We start from the raw sequence: 17,527 nt of genomic DNA on the forward strand, positions 1-17,527 counted from the left end.
CGAGAGGTTGTCATGGCTGACTATAAAGCGCCCCTGCGCGATATGCGCTTCGTCCTCAACGAAGTCTTCAACGTGGCCGAACTCTGGTCGCAACTGCCGGGCCTTGCCGAGGTGGCGGACGCCGACACCGCCATGGCCGTGCTCGAGGAGGCCGGCAAGGTCACCAGCAAGAGCATCGCCCCGCTGAGCCGCGCCGCCGACGAAGAAGGTTGCCACTGGGACAACGGCGCGGTGCGCACCCCGGCCGGTTTTATCGACGCCTACAACACCTACGCCGAAGGTGGCTGGGTGGGCGTTGGCGGCGACCCGCAGTTCGGCGGCATGGGCATGCCCAAGACCATTTCGGCGCAGGTGGAGGAAATGGTCAACGCCTCCAGCCTGGCCTTCGGCCTGTACCCGATGCTTACCGCCGGCGCCTGCCTGTCGATCAACGCCCACGCCAGTGAAGCGCTGAAGGAGCAATACCTGCCGAACATGTACGCCGGCGTCTGGGCCGGGTCCATGTGCCTGACCGAACCCCATGCCGGCACCGACCTCGGCATCATCCGCACCAAGGCCGAACCCCAGGCCGATGGCAGCTACAAGGTCAGCGGCACCAAGATCTTCATCACCGGCGGCGAACACGACCTCACCGAGAACATCATCCACCTGGTGCTGGCCAAGCTGCCGGACGCCCCGGCGGGCCCCAAGGGCATCTCGCTGTTTTTGGTGCCCAAGTTCCTGGTCAACGCCGACGGCAGCCTGGGTGCGCGCAACCCGGCGACCTGCGGCTCGATCGAGCACAAGATGGGTATCCAGGCTTCGGCCACCTGCGTGATGAACTTCGACGAGGCGGTGGGCTACATCGTCGGTGAGCCGAACAAGGGCCTGGCGGCCATGTTCACCATGATGAACTACGAGCGCCTGGGGGTCGGTATTCAGGGCCTGGCCTCGGCCGAGCGCTCCTACCAGAACGCCGTGGAGTACGCCCGCGACCGCCTGCAAAGCCGTGCCCCGACCGGCCCGCAGGCCAAGGACAAGGTCGCCGACCCGATCATCGTCCACCCCGACGTGCGGCGCATGCTGCTGACCATGAAAGCTCTGATCGAAGGCGGCCGGGCGTTTTCCACCTACGTGGCGATGCAGCTGGACAGCGCCAAGTACAGCGAAGACCCGGCCACCCGCAAGCGCAGCGAAGAGCTGGTGGCATTGCTGACGCCGGTGGCCAAGGCGTTCCTCACCGACCTGGGCCTGGAGTGCACCGTGCACGGCCAGCAGGTGTTCGGCGGCCATGGTTACATCCGTGAATGGGGCCAGGAGCAGCTGGTGCGCGATGTGCGCATCACGCAGATCTACGAAGGCACCAACGGTATCCAGGCCCTGGACCTGGTGGGGCGCAAGGTGGTGGCCAGCGGCGGTGCGTATTACAAACTGTTCGCCGATGAGATCCGCCAGTTCATCGCCAGTGCTGGCGCCGGGCAGCGCGAGTTCACCCAACCGTTGGAGCAGGCGCTGGGCCAGCTCGATGAGCTGACCGACTGGTTGCTGCACAAGGCTAAGGGTAACCCTGATGAGATCGGGGCGGCTTCGGTGGAGTACCTGCACGCGTTCGGTTACGTGGCCTATGCCTACATGTGGGCGCTGATGGCCCGGGCGGCGCAGGCCGGTGAAGGCGATGAACAGTTCTATGGCGCCAAGCTTGGCACTGCTCGGTTCTACTTTGCACGCCTGCTGCCGCGGGTGCAGTCGCTGGTGGCGTCGGTAAAAGCCGGGAGCGAGTCGCTGTACCTGCTGGATGCTGCGCAGTTCTGAGGAAGGCAACACCATGGGTAAGCCGGTTCCTACAGGCGAGCGCAGCCTTGTAGGAGCCGGCTTGCCGGCGACGCTGTCGGGGCCTCAGGGAATGTATGAGAACACCACGTCCGTGTAAGCTTTTTCCTACATTGCGCGGTGACTTTTCTCCTCTTTCCTACAATTGGATCCACGGTTACTCTTTCTTACATGGACGGAGCGCAGGAAGCGCAATGGACAGAACAGGGACACACGTAGGATTTCCTGCCAGGACGGCGGGGCGAAAGGGATGTCACAAGGGAAACAGTCTGGGAAACCCCGCTTCGGCGGGGTTTTCTTTGTGCGCGTGGTTTTAGCCCAGCACGTCCAGCGGCGTGGCCCCTGGCTGGCGCGGGTCGGTTTCTGCCTCCAGCAGCGTGCGCAGCAGCTCCACCGAAGCCTGCTGGCGCTGGGCATCACGAAACACCAGCCCGACCTTGAGCGGTACCCGCGGCTCGCTCAGCGGCTTCCACAAAAGCTCCTGGTCATCCTCGGCGGCATCCTTGGCCCGCCCGGGCAAAATCGTCGCCAGCGACGTGTGCGCCAGGCTGTCGAGAATGCCCGCCATGTTGTTCATTTCGGCTTGCACCTGGGGCCGGCGGCCCTGGTTGGCCAACTGTTCCTTCCAGATCTGGCGGATCTGGAACTCCTCGCCCAGCATCAGCATCGGCAGCTCAGCGGCCTGGCGAATCGAGACTTTCTTGAAGTCCTTCAGCGGGTGGGTATTGGGGATGACCAGTTGCAGTTCGTCTTCGTACAGCAGCAGGCCATGCAGGCCCGGCTGGCGCGGCGGCAGGTAGCTGATGCCGATGTCCAGGTTGCCATTGAGCAGGCGCCGTTCGATCTCCAATCCCGACAGTTCATAGATTTGCACCACCAGGTGCGGCTGGGCCTTGCGTACCCGCTCCAGCAACTGTGGCACCAGGCTTGGGCGCACGGTCTGCAGCACGCCGATGGCCAAGGTGCGCAGGGCCTGGCCCTTGAAGTTGCGCATGGCCTCGTGGGCCCGTTGCAGGCCGTCGAGCAGCGGTTGGGCGTGGTTGTACAGGGTGTGGGCGGCCAGGGTCGGCAACAGGCGCTTGTTGCTGCGCTCGAACAGGCTCAGGTCGAGGCTGTGCTCAAGCTGGCGGATCTGCTGCGACAGGGCCGGCTGCGACAGCGAAAGGCGTTCGGCGGCGCGGCCCACATGGCCTTCTTCATAGACCGCGACGAAATAGCGCAGTTGGCGAAAATCCATAAGCATTACTTATTGAAAAAGCTGTTAAAACGAAATGGCCCGCACGGCCGTTGAAGCCTAGTCTAGCGCCGTATTACAGCAGGTTACAGCGCTGCAAAGCGTGATTGTTACCCCGCATGAAAAACACTTTTGATAGGCAAGGCAAAATAACCACCCGGCGCTCGACCGGGGGCCTTGACCGCCGCTGACCGTGACTGGCTGGAGCCCCGATGAACCTGTTCAAGCTGCGCCGCCCGGCGCCTGCCGCTGTCGAGCCCAAGCCCGCCCCGGCCATGGCCGCTGTGCAGCCTTGCGGCGAGCGGCTGATGCCTGGTAGCCAGCAAGCACCGCACGTGTTCGTGCGTGGCCAGGGCTCCTGGCTGTGGGACAACGCCGGCCACGCCTACCTGGACTTCAGCCAGGGCTGTGCGGTCAACAGCCTCGGCCATAGCCCGAGCGTGCTGGTCAAGGCGCTGGGCAGCCAGGCCCAGGCGCTGATCAACCCCGGTGCGGGCTTTGCCAGCCATGCCCTGCTAGACCTGGCCGAGCGCCTGTGCCAGAGCACCGGCAGCGACCAGGCCTACCTGCTCAACAGCGGCTCCGAAGCCTGCGAGGGGGCGATTCGCCTGGCGCGCAAGTGGGGCCAGCTGCACCGAGGTGGCGCTTATCACATCATCACTGCCAGCCAGGCCTGCCATGGCCGTAGCCTGGGGGCGCTGTCGGCGTCCGACCCGCTGCCGTGCAACCGCTGCGAACCGGGCCTGCCGGGCTTCAGCAAGGTGCCGTTCAACGACCTGGCGGCGCTGCACGCCGAGGTCGACTCGCGCACCGTGGCGATCATGCTCGAACCGATCCAGGGCGAGGCCGGGGTGATCCCGGCCACCCGTGAGTATCTGCAAGGGGTGCAGCAGTTGTGCCGTGAGCTGGGCATCCTGCTGATCCTCGATGAAGTGCAGACCGGAGTAGGGCGTTGCGGTGCACTGCTGGCAGAAGAAACCTACAACGTGCGCGCCGACATCATCACCCTGGGCAAGGGCCTGGGTGGCGGGGTGCCCCTGGCGGCGATGCTGGCGCGTGGCAGCGCCTGCTGCGCCGAGCCCGGCGAGCTGCAGGGCAGCCACCATGGCAACGCGCTGATGAGTGCGGCGGGCCTGGCGGTGCTGGACACGGTGCTGGAGCCGGGCTTCTTCGAGCAGGTGCAAGACAACGGCCGCCACCTGCGTGACGGGCTCAGCCGCCTGGCGGGCCGCTATGGCCAGGGTGAGGTGCGTGGCCAGGGCCTGCTGTGGGCACTGCAGCTGCGTGAGAACGACGCCCAGGCGCTGCTGGCCGAGGCCCTGCATGAAGGGCTGCTGCTCAGCGCGGCGCAGGCCGATGTGCTGCGCTTTTCGCCGGCGCTGACGGTCAGCCGAGGCAGCATCGACGAGATGCTGCTGCGCCTGGCCCGGGCCTTCGCCCGCCTGCATGCCCGGCAGCACGACCGCCGCGCAGTGACCGCCTGACAGGGCACCCCGGCAACTGAATTTCAACGAACCGTCTCGCGTTTCTGCGCACCGCCCCTGGCCAAGAGGTATTTGGCTCGGGGCGTTTTTTTTGCCTGTGGAACCTCTGGCCGGCGCGGCGAGTCTTTGTTTTAACCCTTCAAGGAGCGCTTCGTATGGACTTCATCCGCATCATCATCGCGATCATTCTGCCGCCGCTTGGGGTGTTCCTTCAGGTCGGCTTCGGTGGGGCGTTCTGGCTGAACATCCTGCTGACGCTGTTAGGGTACATTCCGGGGATCGTGCATGCGGTGTACATCATCGCCAAGCGTTAGAAGCATGCCTCTGTAGGAGCCGGCAAGCCGGCTCCTACCGTGAGGGCGTCGTCTCGGCCAGCACCTGGCAATAGAACTTCCACTCCTCCTCCAGCGCATGGGCCAGGTTGGCCGCCTGGCGAAAGCCATGGCGCTCGCCCTGGTAAAAATGCCCGACCGCCTCGATGCCGTTGGCCTGCAACGCGGCCAGCATCGAGCGGGTCTGCTCCGGCACCACCACCGCATCCAGCTCACCCTGGAAGAAGATCACCGGCACGCGAATATGCTCGGCGTGCAGCAGCGGCGTGCGCTGGCGGTAGCGCTCGGCATCCTGCTCCGGGTCGCCGATCAGCCAGTCGAGGTAGTCGCCTTCGAACTTGTGGGTAGCCCGGCCCAGCGCCAGCGGATCGCTGACGCCATACAGGCTGGCGCCGGCGCGGAACACATCGTGGAAGGCCAGGGCGCAGAGGGTGGTGTAGCCGCCGGCACTGCCACCGCGAATGAAGGCCTTGCCCGGGTCGACCAGCCCCTGCTCGGCCAGGTGGGTCACCACTGCGCAGGCATCCTCCACGTCGGCTTCACCCCAGCGCAGGTGCAACGCCTGGCGATAGGCACGGCCATAGCCGCTGCTGCCACGGTAGTTGAGGTCGGCCACGGCGAAGCCGCGCTGCGTCCAGTACTGGATGCGCGGGTCGAGTACCGGGTAGCAGGCCGAGGTCGGGCCGCCGTGAATGAACAGCACCAGTGGCGCCGGGCCCTTGCCGGTCATGGCCGGGTAGAAGAAACCATGGGCCTCGCCATCACCGCTGGGGTAGCGCAGCGGCTGGGGTTGGCTGATGCGTGCGGCTGGCAGCACTTCAGCGCCGCCAGCCAGGATGCTGACTGCGTGGCTGTGCCGGTCGATGGCGATAACGGCGGGCGGGCTGATGGGCGAGGCGGCGATGGCGTAGAGCTGGTCGGCGTCCATCGCCAGGCTGCGAAAGCGGGTGTAGGCGCTGGCGTAGCGTGCCATTTCGCCGCCGCTGCTGCGCAGGCCCAGCTGGCCAAAGCCATTTTCGAACCAGGTGGCCAGGTAGCTCGCCGGGCCCAGGGGCAACCAGGTGCTGGCGCCCAGCTGCCAGGGCGCCGCGGCGTGGTCGGCGGCTGCGGCGGGCAGGGCCTGCCAGTGGCCATCGACTTCGCCCCAGGGCTGCCAGTGGCCGTTGCGGTCGGACAGGCAGTACAGCCGGCCGGCTGCGTCGAAGCGGGGTTGCTGCAGCGACTCGTCAGCACCGGCCATGCAGCGCGCCGGGCCCCAGCCTTCGCCATCGCGCTGGCGGCACATCAGGCGGGTGACGGTCCACGGCTGGGCGGGGCGGTCCCACTCGACCCAGGCCAGGCGCTGGCCGTCAGGGCTGAGGGTTGGCGAGGCGTAGAAGTCCGCCCCTTCGGCCAGCACCTGGCGCATGCCATCATTCAGTGCCACCAGGCGGTGCTCCACCTGCTCGGTGTGGCGCTCCTCGACCATCAGCAGCATGCCGTCGTGCCACTGCAGGTCGCCGTAGCGGCAGGCGCCGTCGCGGGTCAGTGCGACGGGGGCCGAGCCGTCCAGTGCCTGGGTGTAGACCTGCTGGTCCTTTTCGTTGACGAACAATAGCCCGTCGCCGCCCAGGCAAAAGCTGCCGCCGCCGTATTCGTACACCCGGCTGCGCACGCTGAAGCCCTCGGGGGTCAGGCAGCGGGCCTGGTGGTAGAGCCAGTGCCACACCCGGCAGGCACCGTCGGCGGGGCGAAATTCGACCCAGAACAGGCCATCGATGCTGACCTTCAGTTCGGCGAAGTCGGTACCGGCGGCCACCGCCTGGGCAGCGCTGAACTCAGCCACGGGCGATGACCTGGGAATTACGTGCGTTGCGCAAGGTCATCTGCTCGATCTCCAGCGTGGCGTGTTCGGCCTCTTCGCGGGCCTTGAGGATGATGCCGTGGTCCGGTGACTTGCCGCACACCGGGTCCGCCTTGCTGGCGTCGCCGGTGAGCATGAAGGCCTGGCAGCGGCAGCCGCCGAAGTCTTTCTCTTTTTCGTCGCACGAGCGGCACGGCTCGGGCATCCAGTCGTAGCCGCGAAAACGGTTGAAGCCGAACGAGTCGTACCAGATGTGCTGCAGGTCATGGTCACGCACGTTGGGGAACTGCACCGGCAACTGGCGCGCGCCATGGCAGGGCAGGGCGGTGCCGTCGGGGGTGATGGTGAGGAACAGGCTGCCCCAGCCGTTCATGCAGGCCTTGGGGCGCTCCTCATAGTAGTCCGGGGTGACGAAGATCAGCTTGCAGGCGCTGCCTGCGGCCTTGAGCTTTTCGCGGTACTGGTTGGTGATTCGCTCGGCCCGTTCCAATTGCTCGCGGGTCGGTAGCAGGCCGAGGCGGTTGAGGTGCGCCCAGCCGTAGAACTGGCAGGTGGCGAGCTCGACGAAGTCGGCTTCAAGGGCAATGCACAGCTCGATGATGCGGTCGATCTCGTCGATGTTGTGCCGATGGGTGACGAAGTTCAGCACCATGGGGTAGCCATGGGCCTTGACCGCCCGGGCCATCTCCAGCTTTTGCGCGAAGGCCTTTTTCGAGCCGGCCAGCAGGTTGTTCACCTGCTCGTCGCTGGCCTGGAAGCTGATCTGGATATGGTCCAGCCCGGCTTGCTTGAAGGCCGCGATCTTGTGCTCGGTGAGGCCGATACCGGAGGTGATCAGGTTGGTGTAGTAGCCCAGGCGTCGGGCTTCGCCGATCAGATCGGCAAGGTCCTGGCGCACCAGCGGCTCGCCGCCGGAAAAGCCGATTTGCGCGGCGCCCATTTCGCGGGCTTGGGCCATTACCTTGAACCACTGTTCGGTGCTCAGTTCCTTGCCCTGCTTGGCAAAGTCCAGGGGGTTGGAGCAGTACGGGCATTGCAGCGGGCAGCGGTAGGTGAGTTCGGCCAGCAACCACAGCGGCAGGCCGACCTGATCGCGGGGAGTGCCTGGCGAGGTTGCTGGCGCATTACCCTCAGGCAAGGGTGATCCAGTGTTCGGCACGGGCCACCTCCATGAACTGCTCGATGTCGTCACCGACTTCGGGCACATCGGGGAATTGCTGCTGCAGCTCGGCGATGATGGCCGCGACGCTGCGTTGGCCGTCGACCAGCCCGCCGATCAGCCCGGCACTTTCATTCAGCTTGATCATGCCTTCGGGGTACAGCAGCACGTGGCCCTTTTGCGCCGGTTCGTACTGGAAGCGGTAGCCGGGGCGCCAGTTGGGCGTGAGGTTGCGGTCGAAACTCATAGGGCGATCCCCTTGTGCCATACCCGTTGATCGGTGACGGTGTGATAAGGCGGGCGGTTCAGCTCGTAGGCCATGCTCATGGCGTCGAGCATGCTCCACAGGATATCCAGCTTGAACTGCAGGATTTCCAGCATACGCTCCTGGCCCGTGCGGGTGGTGTAGTGCTGCAGGGTGATCGCCAGGCCGTGCTCCACATCACGCCGGGCCTGGCCCAGGCGAGTGCGAAAGTACTGATAGCCGGCCGGGTCTATCCACGGGTAGTGCTGCGGCCAGCTGTCCAGGCGCGACTGGTGGATTTGCGGGGCGAACAGCTCGGTCAGCGAGCTGCTGGCGGCTTCCTGCCAGCTGGCGCGGCGGGCGAAGTTGACGTAGGCGTCCACCGCAAAACGCACGCCGGGCAGCACCAGCTCCTGACTGCGCAGTTGGTCGGGGTCCAGGCCTACGGCCTGGCCCAGGCGCAGCCAGGCTTCGATGCCACCATCCTCGCCGGGGGCGCCGTCGTGGTCGAGCAGGCGCTGGATCCACTCGCGGCGGATTTCGCGGTCCGGGCAGTTGGCCAGGATCGCGGCATCCTTCAGCGGGATGTTGACCTGGTAGTAGAAGCGGTTGGCTACCCAGCCCTGGATCTGCTCGCGGCTGGCGCGGCCTTCGTACATCGCCACGTGGTAGGGGTGGTGGATGTGGTAGAAGGCGCCCTTGGCGCGCAGGGCCTGCTCGAATTCGGCAGGGGACAGGGGCATTGCATCGCTCATGGGGGGCTCCTGTGAGGGGTGGTTGTGCAAGGGCAGCCTTTACAACTCGATGCTCATGCCGTCGAAGGCCACTTCCACGCCCCGGCGCTGCACCTCGGCCCGCTCGGGCGAGTCTTCGTCGAGAATCGGGTTGGTGTTGTTGATGTGGATAAGCACCTTGCGCTGGCGCGCGAAGCCGTCCAGCACCTCGAGCATGCCGCCGGGGCCGTTCTGCGCCAGGTGGCCCATCTCGCGGCCGGTACGGGTGCCGACACCGCGGCGCTGCATCTCGTCATCCTCCCACAGGGTGCCGTCCACCAGCAGGCAGTCGGCGCCGTGCATCATCGCCAGCAGCTTGTCGTCCACCTGGCCCAGGCCCGGGGCGTAGAACAGCTTGCCGCCGGTACGGGTATCCTCGACCAGCAGGCCGAGGTTGTCGCCCGGGTGCGGGTCGAAGCGGTGCGGTGAGTAGGGCGGCGCGGCGCTGCGCAGCGGGAAGGGGGTGAAGCGCAGGTTGGGGCAGGCGTCGATGACGAAGCTGCCTTCAAGCTCGATGCGGTTCCACTCAAGGCCGCCGTTCCAGTGGCTGAGCATGTTGAACAGCGGAAAACCGGTGGTCAGGTCCTGGTGGACCATGTCGGTGCACCACACCTTGTGCGGGCAACCTTCACGCAGGCTGAGCAGGCCGGTGGTGTGGTCGATCTGGCTGTCCAGCAGGACGATGGCGTCGATGCCGGTATCACGCAGGGCCCGGGCTGGCTGCATCGGCGCGAAGGCCTGCAACTGGGCGCGGATGTCGGGCGAGGCGTTGCACAAAATCCAGTGCTCGCCGTCATCGGACAGGGCGATGGACGACTGGGTGCGTGCCGTGGCGCGCAGGGTGCCGTCGCGATAACCCTTGCAGTTGACGCAGTTGCAGTTCCACTGCGGGAACCCGCCACCGGCGGCAGAGCCGAGAATCTGGATGTGCATGGCCACTCTCTATCCGTTGAAGCGTATTTGAAAACGAAAACGCCCCGGCGGGCCGAGGCGTTGAACCGCAATGGCGCTGATCAGCGGCTGGCGAAGTACATGGTGACTTCGAAGCCGATACGCAGGTCGGTGTAAGCAGGTTTGGTCCACATGGGATGTCTCCTTCCGGTTGGGTGGGTTGAACAGCTGTTTATTGGGTGCCGCCTGGAGCAGGAGGTTCCCTTGAACGGGGTTGCGCTATCTTACAAGAATTAAATGTACTGAAAGGTTAATTCTTCGAAAAGCGCTGTTACGTTTCAGGTAACAATCCCCTTGTCTCTATCGCCAGCGCGCATCTGGAGCAGCGGTATTGGCCAGGCACAGCCAGCCGTGGCGGGCACTGATCAACTGCTGCAACAGGTCATCCAGCGCGTGCTGCTCGGCACTGAGGATAGACCAGCGTATGTAGGAGAGGTCTGAATTGTGTTTCGCGATGTACGCCTGCCACAGCCACTCCGACACCTCGGCGTTGGTCATGGTGGCTTCGTCGAACTGCTCGGCCAGTTGCCGGCGGGCGCTTGCGTTCAATTGCACGCCTTCGTGCAACAGGCCCAACAGGTGGTCGAGGATCTGCTGGTGGCTGGCGTTGGGTGACTGCACGCCAAACAGCAGGCCGCCGACCCCTTCGACCTGACGAAAGGCACTGAACACCGCATAGCCCAGTTGCAGCTCGACCCGCAGGCGCTGGTACACCGGGCCTTGCATCAGGTGTGCGAGCAGGCGCCCGGCAGGTTGCAAAGCCTCTGGCAGCGGGCAGAACAGCAGCAGTGCCGCTTCGCTGGCTGAGGTGTCGACCTGCTTCCAGTGCATGCCCTGCAAGGGCGGTGGCGGGGCGAGCTCGTCCGGTTGGCTCACGATGTCTTGCAGCGCGGCACCCAGGGCGCCGAGCTGGCTGCTGTCGAAGCCACTTGCCAGGCCTTGCCAGCGGGCGTGCTGCCAAAGGCTTTCGAGCAAGGGGTGGTCGAGCAGGCAGGCGGGTTGTGGATGATCACCAACAGCTTGCAGGGCGCCTGGCAGTGCCTTGAGCAATGCCCTCAGGGGGATTAGCGGCGGTTCGGCGGCAAGGGGGGCATGCCAGTGTTCGGCGGCCGGGCAGTGCAGTAACGCGAGCGCCTCGTTCACAGCTTTGATCGCCGGCTCGGGTTGCCCGGCGATACGCAGGTGCCAGTATTCACCGGCGCAGTTCAGCCCCAGTTGCAACGAAGCCCGCTCGGCGCGCGCCTGTAGCGGCTGCAGGGCGCGTTCGAGTATCGGCCAGAAGCGCACGCGCAGCGGCGAACTGACCTGCCAGCGCAGGTGCAGCGCGGCGAACTGGCGGGAGGCCGGTACGGCTTCGCTGACGGTCATGCCGGGCGGCAATGGGGCGGCTGCCGGGCCGAGAGTGTTGTCCAGCAGGGGGTCGTCCACTGGTAACTGCCAGTGACCTGAGGGGGTGTGGGGCAGGTCGTCCAGTAATGCATCAAGCGCCGCCAGGCATTGCGCGCCCAGCCCGTCGAAAGTTTGGCCGGTGCTGTCGCGGCGTGCCAGCTCCAGGGCGCTGGCGGTTTGTTCCTGGCGCTGTTGCAGGCGGGCGTAGCTGTGGTTGAGGCGTTGGCGATCCTGCCGGCGCAAGAACCCCAACCAGCTATACAGCAGCGCGTGTGCCTGGTTGCGGTTGGCGGCCTCGGCCAGCTGCAGCTTGAGGTGCCACAACAGTTGCCCGGCGTGGGCATGCAGCAGCTGCACCTTGCAGTCGCGTAGCCAGCCGCGCTGGCGCAGTTCGGCCAGCCAGCTGCCGGCACGGGTGTCGGTGAGGTGGCTGAGCAGCAGGCCCAGGGCCTGCTCGGCGCCAGCTGGCAGGCCGTCATGGGCGAACAGCAGGTCGTCACCCTGCGCGGGCAGTAATGGCCCGTCGAGCAGTGGCGGTGGGGCTTGCTGCTCAGCCCGCTGCCCTTTGCCGAACAGCGCCCCGAACTGCCGGCCGAGCTGTTGCAGGTGCTCCAGTGGTTGCGGGCCGGCCAGGCTCAGGGTGATCTGCCCGCCGTGGTAGAAACCTTGGTGGAAGTGCACCAGGGCTTGCTGGAAGGCGGGGTTGCCCAGCACCAGGCTGTGACGGTTGCCAGCATGAAAGGCGCTGAGCGGGTGGCGTGGCGATACCGCCTGCAGCAAGGCGAACTGCTGTTGGGCCTCGGGGTTGCGTGACCAGGCGATGAACTCGGCATGGATCACCTCGCGCTCGCGGCGCTGGCGGGCAAGCCCCAGGTCCGGTTCGGCGAGCATCTGGCACAAGCGCTCCAGGGCACCGGCCAGGGCGGCGGGTGGCACTTCGAAGAAGTAGTCGGTGGTACGTTCGCGGGTGCTGGCATTGACCTGGCCGCCGAGAGTCTGCACGTAGCGCATCAGGCCGTCTTCCATGGGGAAGCGCGGGGTGCCGAGGAAGAACAGGTGTTCGAGGAAGTGGGCCAGGCCCGGCCACCTGGCAGGCGCGTCGTGGCTGCCGGCGTGTACCCGCAGGGCCACGGCGGCGCGCTTCAGGCGCGGGGCGTGGCGCAGGGTGAGGTGCAGGCCGTTGGGTAGGGTGAGGTGCTTGAGGGTGTCGGGCATGGGGCAATGCTAGCGCGGTATGGCGGGGTTGTCTGTGCAGGCCTCATCGCCGGCAAGCCGGCTCCTACAGGGTTGGCGTGGTTGATTGGGTAACGGGGCCTATGTAGGAGCCGGCTTGCCGGCGATGGGGCCGCAACGCGGCCCCGGTTACCGGTGCAAGTCCCGGCGCAGGTCTGCCAGGTACGGGAACGCCAGGCGCCCCTTGCGCACCTGCTCATGCTCAAGGTCTGCCAGCAACTGGCACTCTTCGCGCCCGGCCATCGCCAGCAGGCTGCCGTCCGGTCCGACGATGCTGCTCTGCCCGCAGTAGTGGATATCCCCTTCGCTTGCGCAGTAATTGGCGTACACCAGGTAGCACTGGTTTTCCTGCGCCCGGGAGCGCACGGTCACCTGGCAGACAAAGTCGTAGGGGGTCATGTTGGCGGTCGGCACCAGAATCAGCTCGGCACCGGCCAGGGCCAGGCGCCTGGCGTTCTCGGGGAACTCGATGTCGTAGCAGATCAGCAGGCCGACCTTCCAGCCGTCCAGCTCGACCACCGGGAAGTGGTCGGCGCCGGGGCTGAACATGGCGCGGTCGAGCTCGCCGAACAGGTGGGTCTTGCGGTAGTTGCACAGGCTGCGGCCGTGGGCGTCGATCAGTTGCACGCTGTTGTACAACGCACCGTCGTCGCCGCGCTCGGGGTAGCCGTAGGCGATGGCGATGCGATGGGCCTGGGCAATCTGCACCACGCGCATGGCCGCCGGGCCATCGCTGGCCTCGGCCAGGCGGCTGGCTTGCTCCAGGCCGATGTTGTAGCCGCTGAGGAACATCTCCGGACACACCAGCAGTTGCGCGCCGCGGCTGGCGGCAAGCTCGGCCTGGCGTTGCAGGCGTTCGAGGTTGCCGGGCACATCCAGCGGGCCGGGGGTGCCTTGGTACAGGGCGATGCGCATGGTGCTACTCCTTCGCTCAGTCGGCCAGGGCGATGGGGCCGATGTCGTGGAACACATCGCCCGGGCCTGGGTTGTCCGGGTGGGTGTGGCCGCCGAAGTGGTGGATGATACCCCACACCGCATTCAGCGAGGTCTGCACCGCACCTTCGACCCAGGCCGGGGTCCACGACACGTCGTCGCCGGCGATGAACATGCCGCGCTGCTCGGCGGGCATGTCCTGCTGCATGAAGTGTGCGTACATGCGCTGGTTATAGCGGTAGTGGCCCGGCAGCGCACCTTTGAAGGCACCGAGAAAATGCGGGTCGGCCTCCCACGAGATGGTGATCGGGTCGCCGATGATGTGCCCGGCGATGTCGGTTTTCGGGTAGATCTTCTTCAGCGCGTCCAGGGCCAGTTGCACACGCTTTTCTGTGGGGTGCGGCAGCATCTTCAGGGCGTCGCTCATCCAGGCGTAGGACAGGCAGATCACCCCGGGCTTGTCGTCGCCGTTGTCGAACAGGTAGGTGCCGCGGGTGAGGCGGTCGGTGAGGGTCATGCTCAGCAGGTCGCGGCCGGTTTGCGGGTCTTTGTCCTTCCAGAACGGCCGGTCGACCATGACGAAGGTTTTCGATGACTGCATGTAGCGGGTGCGGTCCAGGGCCATCCACATCTTTTGCGAGAACAGCGCTTCCTCGCAGTCGATCTGGGTGGTCAGCAGCCAGCTCTGGCAGGTGGTGAGCACCGCCGCGTAGTGGCGCACATCGCCATAGTTGTCGGTGACTGCCAGGCGCCCGTTGCTGGCGCGGGCGATGCGCTTGACCCCGGTGCGCGGCGCGCCGCCGTGCAGGCCGCTGAGGCTGGTGCCGGCCGGCCAGTGGGCGCAGCGCTCCGGCACATGGCGCCAGATGCCCTGGGGCACCTGCTCGACGCCACCCACCACCAGGTGCTGGTGGTCGTCGCAGTTGGTCATCACCACGCGGAAGATTTCCAGCATCGAGTTGGGGAAGTCCGAGTCCCAACCGCCGGTGCCGAAGCCCACCTGGCCGAACACTTCACGGTGCTGGAAGCTCAGCTTGGCGAACGAGCGCGAGGTGGCGACGAAGTCGTAGAAGGTGCGGTCGTCCCACAGCGGCACCAGCTTGTTCCACAGTTCTTTGAGACGTGGCACGTCGCGATCGCGGATGGCCTGCTGGATGTCGCCGAACTGCGCGCCGCTCTCCAGGGCGTCGGCCCAGGCCTCGGCCACTTCGTGGAACAGCTGCGGCAGGTCGGCGGCTTTCTCGGCGTAGTAGGTCTGGCCTTCGAGGTCGATCACCGTGCTGCCCGATGCCGGGGTCAGCGGGTTGGGGAAGGGCTTGGTCTCAAGGCCCAGCTTGTCGACGTAGTGGTAGAAGGCGGTGGACGACACCGGGAAACGCATGCCGCCCAGTTCGGCGACGATGCCGTCGGTGCCGTTGAAGGCCTGCGAGCGCAGCCGGCCACCCAGCTTGGAGGCCTCGTACACCACAGGTTTGAGGCCCAGCTTCATCAGCTCGTAGGCCGCCACCAGCCCGGCGATGCCGCCACCGACAATCGCCACTTCTTCACCGTGCCGCTCGGTGGGGATACTGCCCAGGCCGGCAGGGTGCTCCAGCCAGTCGTCGAAGGCGAAGGGGAAGTCCGGGCCGAAGATGGTGATCGGCTTTTTACCGTCGGCGGGGTGGCGGTTGTTGTTGTTCATGGAGTGACCTTGCCAGAGGGGCTGCGCTGCGGGCGGAGCCTGAGTATAGGAAATGCCTGGGGGTCATTTTAGGGAGCGGGGTGTTCGTAAATAAGATGCAGATTGTTGTCGTTATGCTTCTTGATTGGTCGTTATGTATAACATTTAAGACAATGTGACGGTTCAGGTCAGAGAGGCCAGGTGATCTACGGTCTGCGGGTATTTCTGCACCAGGCGAATCAGGGCAATGGCCTGGGCATTGGGCTGAGAGCGGCCTTGTTCCCAGTTTTCCAGGGTGCGTACGTTGGTGCGCAGGTAAGCGGCGAATACCGCGCGTGACATGTTCAGGCGCTGGCGCAGTTCGACCAGTTCATTCGGGGCCAGGGGAGCCAACTCTGCGAAGCTGACCTTGTGCGAGCGCAGGGTGAGCTTGCCGGCACGCTCGCCGGCGAGCGCGCCAAAGCCTTCGGTGAGTTCAGTGAAGATGTTGCGTGGCATTGGTTGTTCTCCTCAGGTACTCGCATTCGAGCAGTTGCTTCAGGGCTTGGCGTTGCGGTGGGCTCAGGTCGTCCTGGATTTCCTTGCCGTACAGCGTGAACAGCCAGAACTGCTGGCCGGCTGCCCACCAGTAGTAGATGACCCGGGTGCCGCCTCGTTTTCCCTTATGGCGGTGCGCATCTGCGAAACGCACCTTTCTCAGGCCGCCCGTACCCTTGATAAGGTCACCAGCATGCGGATGCAGCAGTAACAGCCGTTGCAGAAGCCTGAAATCCTCATCGTCCAGATACTCGGGGCGATGGCGCTCGAAAGCGGGCAGTTCAACAAACAGGGCATCCATGCTTTGTACGTTACCTGCGTATATTTTAGGTGGAATAGACGGTCCGTCAATGGGGCGGACTGAACTGAGCCTAAATGGGATTGGCAGGTAGTCAGGGGGTGGGGAGAGTTGCTGGATATGTCGTTAAACAGAAGGTTCTTGAGGTTCCTGAGGTGCTGGAAGGGCTGAAAGCAGCAAGCTGGGGTTGGCAGCTGCTTATTTCTGACAGATCCGACGGAAACGAAGAATTGTCTTGCGCTGCCTGTCGCCAATGCCGATGGAGGGCCTGGTTGATGCAATGGCGCCTGATGGCGCCGGTGCAATCAGCCAGGCTGCCCGCGGTCCACCTTGCTGCTGAGGATGATCGAGGTGGTGGTTTTCTCCACCCCGTCCAGGCTGCCGATCTGGTCGAGCAGCTGGTCGAGCTGTTCGGGCGAGTCGCTGTGCAGCCAGGCTACATAATCGAACTCGCCGCTGACCGCACACAGTTGCTGCACCTGGCCCATGGCGCTGAGGTGGCGCACGATTTCCTTGCCCGAGCGCGGCTGCGCCTTGATGCCGACATAGGCCTGCAGGCCGCCGCCGATCAGGCGCTGGCCCAGGCGTACGCCGTAGCCGGTGATGACCTTGTGCCGTTCCAGGCGCTCCAGGCGCGAGTTCACCGTGGTGCGGGCGATGCCCAGCTGGCGGGCAAGGGTGGCGACGCTTTCGCGGGCGTTGATCTGCAGCAGGGCGATCAGTTGGCGGTCGATGTCGTCGAGGGCGATGGTGGAGGTGGCCGGCATGGTAGGTCCCTGGGTTCGGACCGCTAGCCTAACGCAATCCCAGGCTGTCGCCAGCACCCGCACTGTCTGGTGGGCGCTGGCGGCAACCTGCGAAGGCGACGGGTGTTACGCGGTGGCCCTGATCAACGCGAAGCGCTGGTCTGCGCCACGGGGGCTGCGCACGGCGAGTTGCCGCTGCCGGTCAGGCTGGCAAGCTGGTCCATCATCTGGTTGCCCTTGTCGACCTTCTGCGCGCTTTCGGCTGCCTTCACCCGTTGGGCATAGGTGGCCGAATCGCCGCTCAGGTTCTGCTTGGTCTCCAGCACCGAGTTGGCGATGCTCAGCAGGCTGCGCCCGGTGGAAATCAGGTTGTCGCTGGCCGACGGCGTGCAGGGCGAGTTGGCGTTGGCCGCCTGGGGGCTGCCAAAGCCTTGCTGCTGCCCGCCAGGCGCGACGCAACCGCCAAGTGCGGCCAGCAGGGGTGCAACGAGCAGAGCCCCGATCATTCCCTTGGTGTTCATGTGACGTTCCCTCGGATGCTGGGCTTCGACCCGGTGCCGAAGCAGTGCACGGGATTCTGGGGCGGTGCCGCGAGGGAGAAAATAGGACGGGTGTGCTAAAGGCACATTGCCTGTGTGCCGATGGCGCAGGGGCCAGAAACGCAAAAGCCGCACAATAGCGCGGCTTTTTGGTTTTTGCTGGGCCCACACGGGCTCGAACCGTGGACCAAAGGATCATGAATTGCCTGGAGACGCTGCAAACCTAGTGAACCGCCAGTGTATTGTTTTTGTGATCAAGGTTGTTGCAAGGTGGCAATTACACACCTAAGATGCCCGCCTTCTCTCACCCGACAGCAAAGGAGGTACATCATGCAGCAGTTGATCACCCTTTGCAGGTCGCGC

Annotated in this window: 17 protein-coding genes; 3 read left to right on the plus strand and 14 right to left on the minus strand. The window is 65.3% G+C overall.

The window, feature by feature from the left end; all coding sequences use genetic code 11:
- The first annotated feature begins 12 nt into the window (after nt 1-12).
- Complete coding sequence (locus tag KSS94_RS02125; protein WP_217841465.1) at nt 13-1,791, plus strand: acyl-CoA dehydrogenase C-terminal domain-containing protein; 1,779 nt, start codon at nt 13-15, stop codon at nt 1,789-1,791.
- Between the two features lie 331 nt (nt 1,792-2,122).
- Here the strand turns inward: KSS94_RS02125 and KSS94_RS02130 are convergent, their stop codons facing one another.
- A complete protein-coding gene (locus tag KSS94_RS02130; protein WP_217841466.1) occupies nt 2,123-3,046 on the minus strand; it encodes a LysR family transcriptional regulator in 924 nt (307 codons plus the stop codon).
- 209 nt (nt 3,047-3,255) lie between these two features.
- Between KSS94_RS02130 and KSS94_RS02135 the strand changes: the two genes are divergently transcribed.
- Together KSS94_RS02135 and KSS94_RS02140 are read left to right on the plus strand one after the other, a co-directional pair.
- Nucleotides 3,256-4,527 carry an aspartate aminotransferase family protein gene (locus tag KSS94_RS02135; RefSeq protein WP_217841467.1) on the plus strand — a complete coding sequence of 424 codons (1,272 nt, stop codon included), beginning with the start codon at nt 3,256-3,258 and terminating at the stop codon, nt 4,525-4,527.
- Between the two features lie 155 nt (nt 4,528-4,682).
- Nucleotides 4,683-4,841, plus strand: a complete 159-nt coding sequence (locus tag KSS94_RS02140; RefSeq protein WP_009681539.1) for a YqaE/Pmp3 family membrane protein — start codon at nt 4,683-4,685, stop codon at nt 4,839-4,841.
- Between the two features lie 34 nt (nt 4,842-4,875).
- Here KSS94_RS02140 and KSS94_RS02145 read toward each other — a convergent pair whose 3' ends face one another.
- The 13 genes from KSS94_RS02145 to KSS94_RS02205 form a co-directional block, all read right to left on the minus strand.
- Entirely contained in the window at nt 4,876-6,684 is a 1,809-nt protein-coding gene (locus tag KSS94_RS02145) for a S9 family peptidase (protein WP_225935829.1), read from the minus strand.
- Nucleotides 6,677-7,840, minus strand: coding sequence for a pyrroloquinoline quinone biosynthesis protein PqqE (gene pqqE, locus KSS94_RS02150; protein WP_217843502.1), 1,164 nt, complete (start codon nt 7,838-7,840; stop codon nt 6,677-6,679). Before pqqE ends, KSS94_RS02145 begins: the two co-directional genes overlap by 8 nt.
- Entirely contained in the window at nt 7,833-8,108 is a 276-nt protein-coding gene (gene pqqD / locus KSS94_RS02155) for a pyrroloquinoline quinone biosynthesis peptide chaperone PqqD (RefSeq protein ID WP_217841468.1), read from the minus strand. Before pqqD ends, pqqE begins: the two co-directional genes overlap by 8 nt.
- Complete coding sequence (pqqC, locus tag KSS94_RS02160) at nt 8,105-8,860, minus strand: pyrroloquinoline-quinone synthase PqqC (protein ID WP_217841469.1); 756 nt, start codon at nt 8,858-8,860, stop codon at nt 8,105-8,107. The genes pqqD and pqqC overlap by 4 nt, the downstream gene beginning before the upstream one ends.
- A gap of 39 nt (nt 8,861-8,899) precedes the next feature.
- Entirely contained in the window at nt 8,900-9,811 is a 912-nt protein-coding gene (pqqB, locus tag KSS94_RS02165; RefSeq protein ID WP_217841470.1) for a pyrroloquinoline quinone biosynthesis protein PqqB, read from the minus strand.
- Nucleotides 9,812-9,891: 80 nt separating this feature from the next.
- Entirely contained in the window at nt 9,892-9,963 is a 72-nt protein-coding gene (gene pqqA, locus KSS94_RS02170; protein WP_008365141.1) for a pyrroloquinoline quinone precursor peptide PqqA, read from the minus strand.
- A 166-nt stretch (nt 9,964-10,129) separates the two neighbouring features.
- Nucleotides 10,130-12,433 carry a pyrroloquinoline quinone biosynthesis protein PqqF gene (gene pqqF, locus KSS94_RS02175; protein ID WP_217841471.1) on the minus strand — a complete coding sequence of 768 codons (2,304 nt, stop codon included), beginning with the start codon at nt 12,431-12,433 and terminating at the stop codon, nt 10,130-10,132.
- 147 nt (nt 12,434-12,580) lie between these two features.
- Nucleotides 12,581-13,366: a carbon-nitrogen hydrolase family protein gene (locus KSS94_RS02180; RefSeq protein ID WP_217841472.1), complete on the minus strand. Its 786-nt coding sequence runs from the start codon at nt 13,364-13,366 to the stop codon at nt 12,581-12,583.
- 16 nt (nt 13,367-13,382) lie between these two features.
- Nucleotides 13,383-15,065, minus strand: coding sequence for a flavin monoamine oxidase family protein (locus KSS94_RS02185; RefSeq protein ID WP_217841473.1), 1,683 nt, complete (start codon nt 15,063-15,065; stop codon nt 13,383-13,385).
- Between the two features lie 162 nt (nt 15,066-15,227).
- Nucleotides 15,228-15,542 carry a helix-turn-helix domain-containing protein gene (locus tag KSS94_RS02190; RefSeq protein WP_217841474.1) on the minus strand — a complete coding sequence of 105 codons (315 nt, stop codon included), beginning with the start codon at nt 15,540-15,542 and terminating at the stop codon, nt 15,228-15,230.
- Nucleotides 15,520-15,882 carry a type II toxin-antitoxin system RelE/ParE family toxin gene (locus tag KSS94_RS02195; RefSeq protein ID WP_217841475.1) on the minus strand — a complete coding sequence of 121 codons (363 nt, stop codon included), beginning with the start codon at nt 15,880-15,882 and terminating at the stop codon, nt 15,520-15,522. Before KSS94_RS02195 ends, KSS94_RS02190 begins: the two co-directional genes overlap by 23 nt.
- Nucleotides 15,883-16,184: 302 nt before the next feature.
- Nucleotides 16,185-16,646, minus strand: a complete 462-nt coding sequence (locus tag KSS94_RS02200) for an Lrp/AsnC family transcriptional regulator (protein ID WP_217841476.1) — start codon at nt 16,644-16,646, stop codon at nt 16,185-16,187.
- Between the two features lie 122 nt (nt 16,647-16,768).
- A complete protein-coding gene (locus KSS94_RS02205; RefSeq protein ID WP_217841477.1) occupies nt 16,769-17,146 on the minus strand; it encodes a hypothetical protein in 378 nt (125 codons plus the stop codon).
- Nucleotides 17,147-17,527 lie beyond the last annotated feature (381 nt).

This window comes from Pseudomonas fakonensis (genome assembly GCF_019139895.1).
GTDB lineage: Bacteria > Pseudomonadota > Gammaproteobacteria > Pseudomonadales > Pseudomonadaceae > Aquipseudomonas > Aquipseudomonas fakonensis.

What these genes read in the sequence shown, in the direction of transcription:
- KSS94_RS02180 (WP_217841472.1), bottom strand. Translation starts at nt 13,366, where the DNA reads ATGCGCATCGCCCTGTACCAAGGCACCCCCGGCCCGCTGGATGTGCCC.
- pqqF (WP_217841471.1), bottom strand. Translation starts at nt 12,433, where the DNA reads ATGCCCGACACCCTCAAGCACCTCACCCTACCCAACGGCCTGCACCTC.
- KSS94_RS02140 (WP_009681539.1), top strand. Translation starts at nt 4,683, where the DNA reads ATGGACTTCATCCGCATCATCATCGCGATCATTCTGCCGCCGCTTGGG.
- KSS94_RS02205 (WP_217841477.1), bottom strand. Translation starts at nt 17,146, where the DNA reads ATGAACACCAAGGGAATGATCGGGGCTCTGCTCGTTGCACCCCTGCTG.
- KSS94_RS02185 (WP_217841473.1), bottom strand. Translation starts at nt 15,065, where the DNA reads ATGAACAACAACAACCGCCACCCCGCCGACGGTAAAAAGCCGATCACC.
- KSS94_RS02135 (WP_217841467.1), top strand. Translation starts at nt 3,256, where the DNA reads ATGAACCTGTTCAAGCTGCGCCGCCCGGCGCCTGCCGCTGTCGAGCCC.
- KSS94_RS02200 (WP_217841476.1), bottom strand. Translation starts at nt 16,646, where the DNA reads ATGCCGGCCACCTCCACCATCGCCCTCGACGACATCGACCGCCAACTG.
- pqqB (WP_217841470.1), bottom strand. Translation starts at nt 9,811, where the DNA reads ATGCACATCCAGATTCTCGGCTCTGCCGCCGGTGGCGGGTTCCCGCAG.
- pqqD (WP_217841468.1), bottom strand. Translation starts at nt 8,108, where the DNA reads ATGAGTTTCGACCGCAACCTCACGCCCAACTGGCGCCCCGGCTACCGC.
- KSS94_RS02125 (WP_217841465.1), top strand. Translation starts at nt 13, where the DNA reads ATGGCTGACTATAAAGCGCCCCTGCGCGATATGCGCTTCGTCCTCAAC.
- KSS94_RS02195 (WP_217841475.1), bottom strand. Translation starts at nt 15,882, where the DNA reads ATGGATGCCCTGTTTGTTGAACTGCCCGCTTTCGAGCGCCATCGCCCC.
- KSS94_RS02130 (WP_217841466.1), bottom strand. Translation starts at nt 3,046, where the DNA reads ATGGATTTTCGCCAACTGCGCTATTTCGTCGCGGTCTATGAAGAAGGC.
- pqqC (WP_217841469.1), bottom strand. Translation starts at nt 8,860, where the DNA reads ATGAGCGATGCAATGCCCCTGTCCCCTGCCGAATTCGAGCAGGCCCTG.
- KSS94_RS02190 (WP_217841474.1), bottom strand. Translation starts at nt 15,542, where the DNA reads ATGCCACGCAACATCTTCACTGAACTCACCGAAGGCTTTGGCGCGCTC.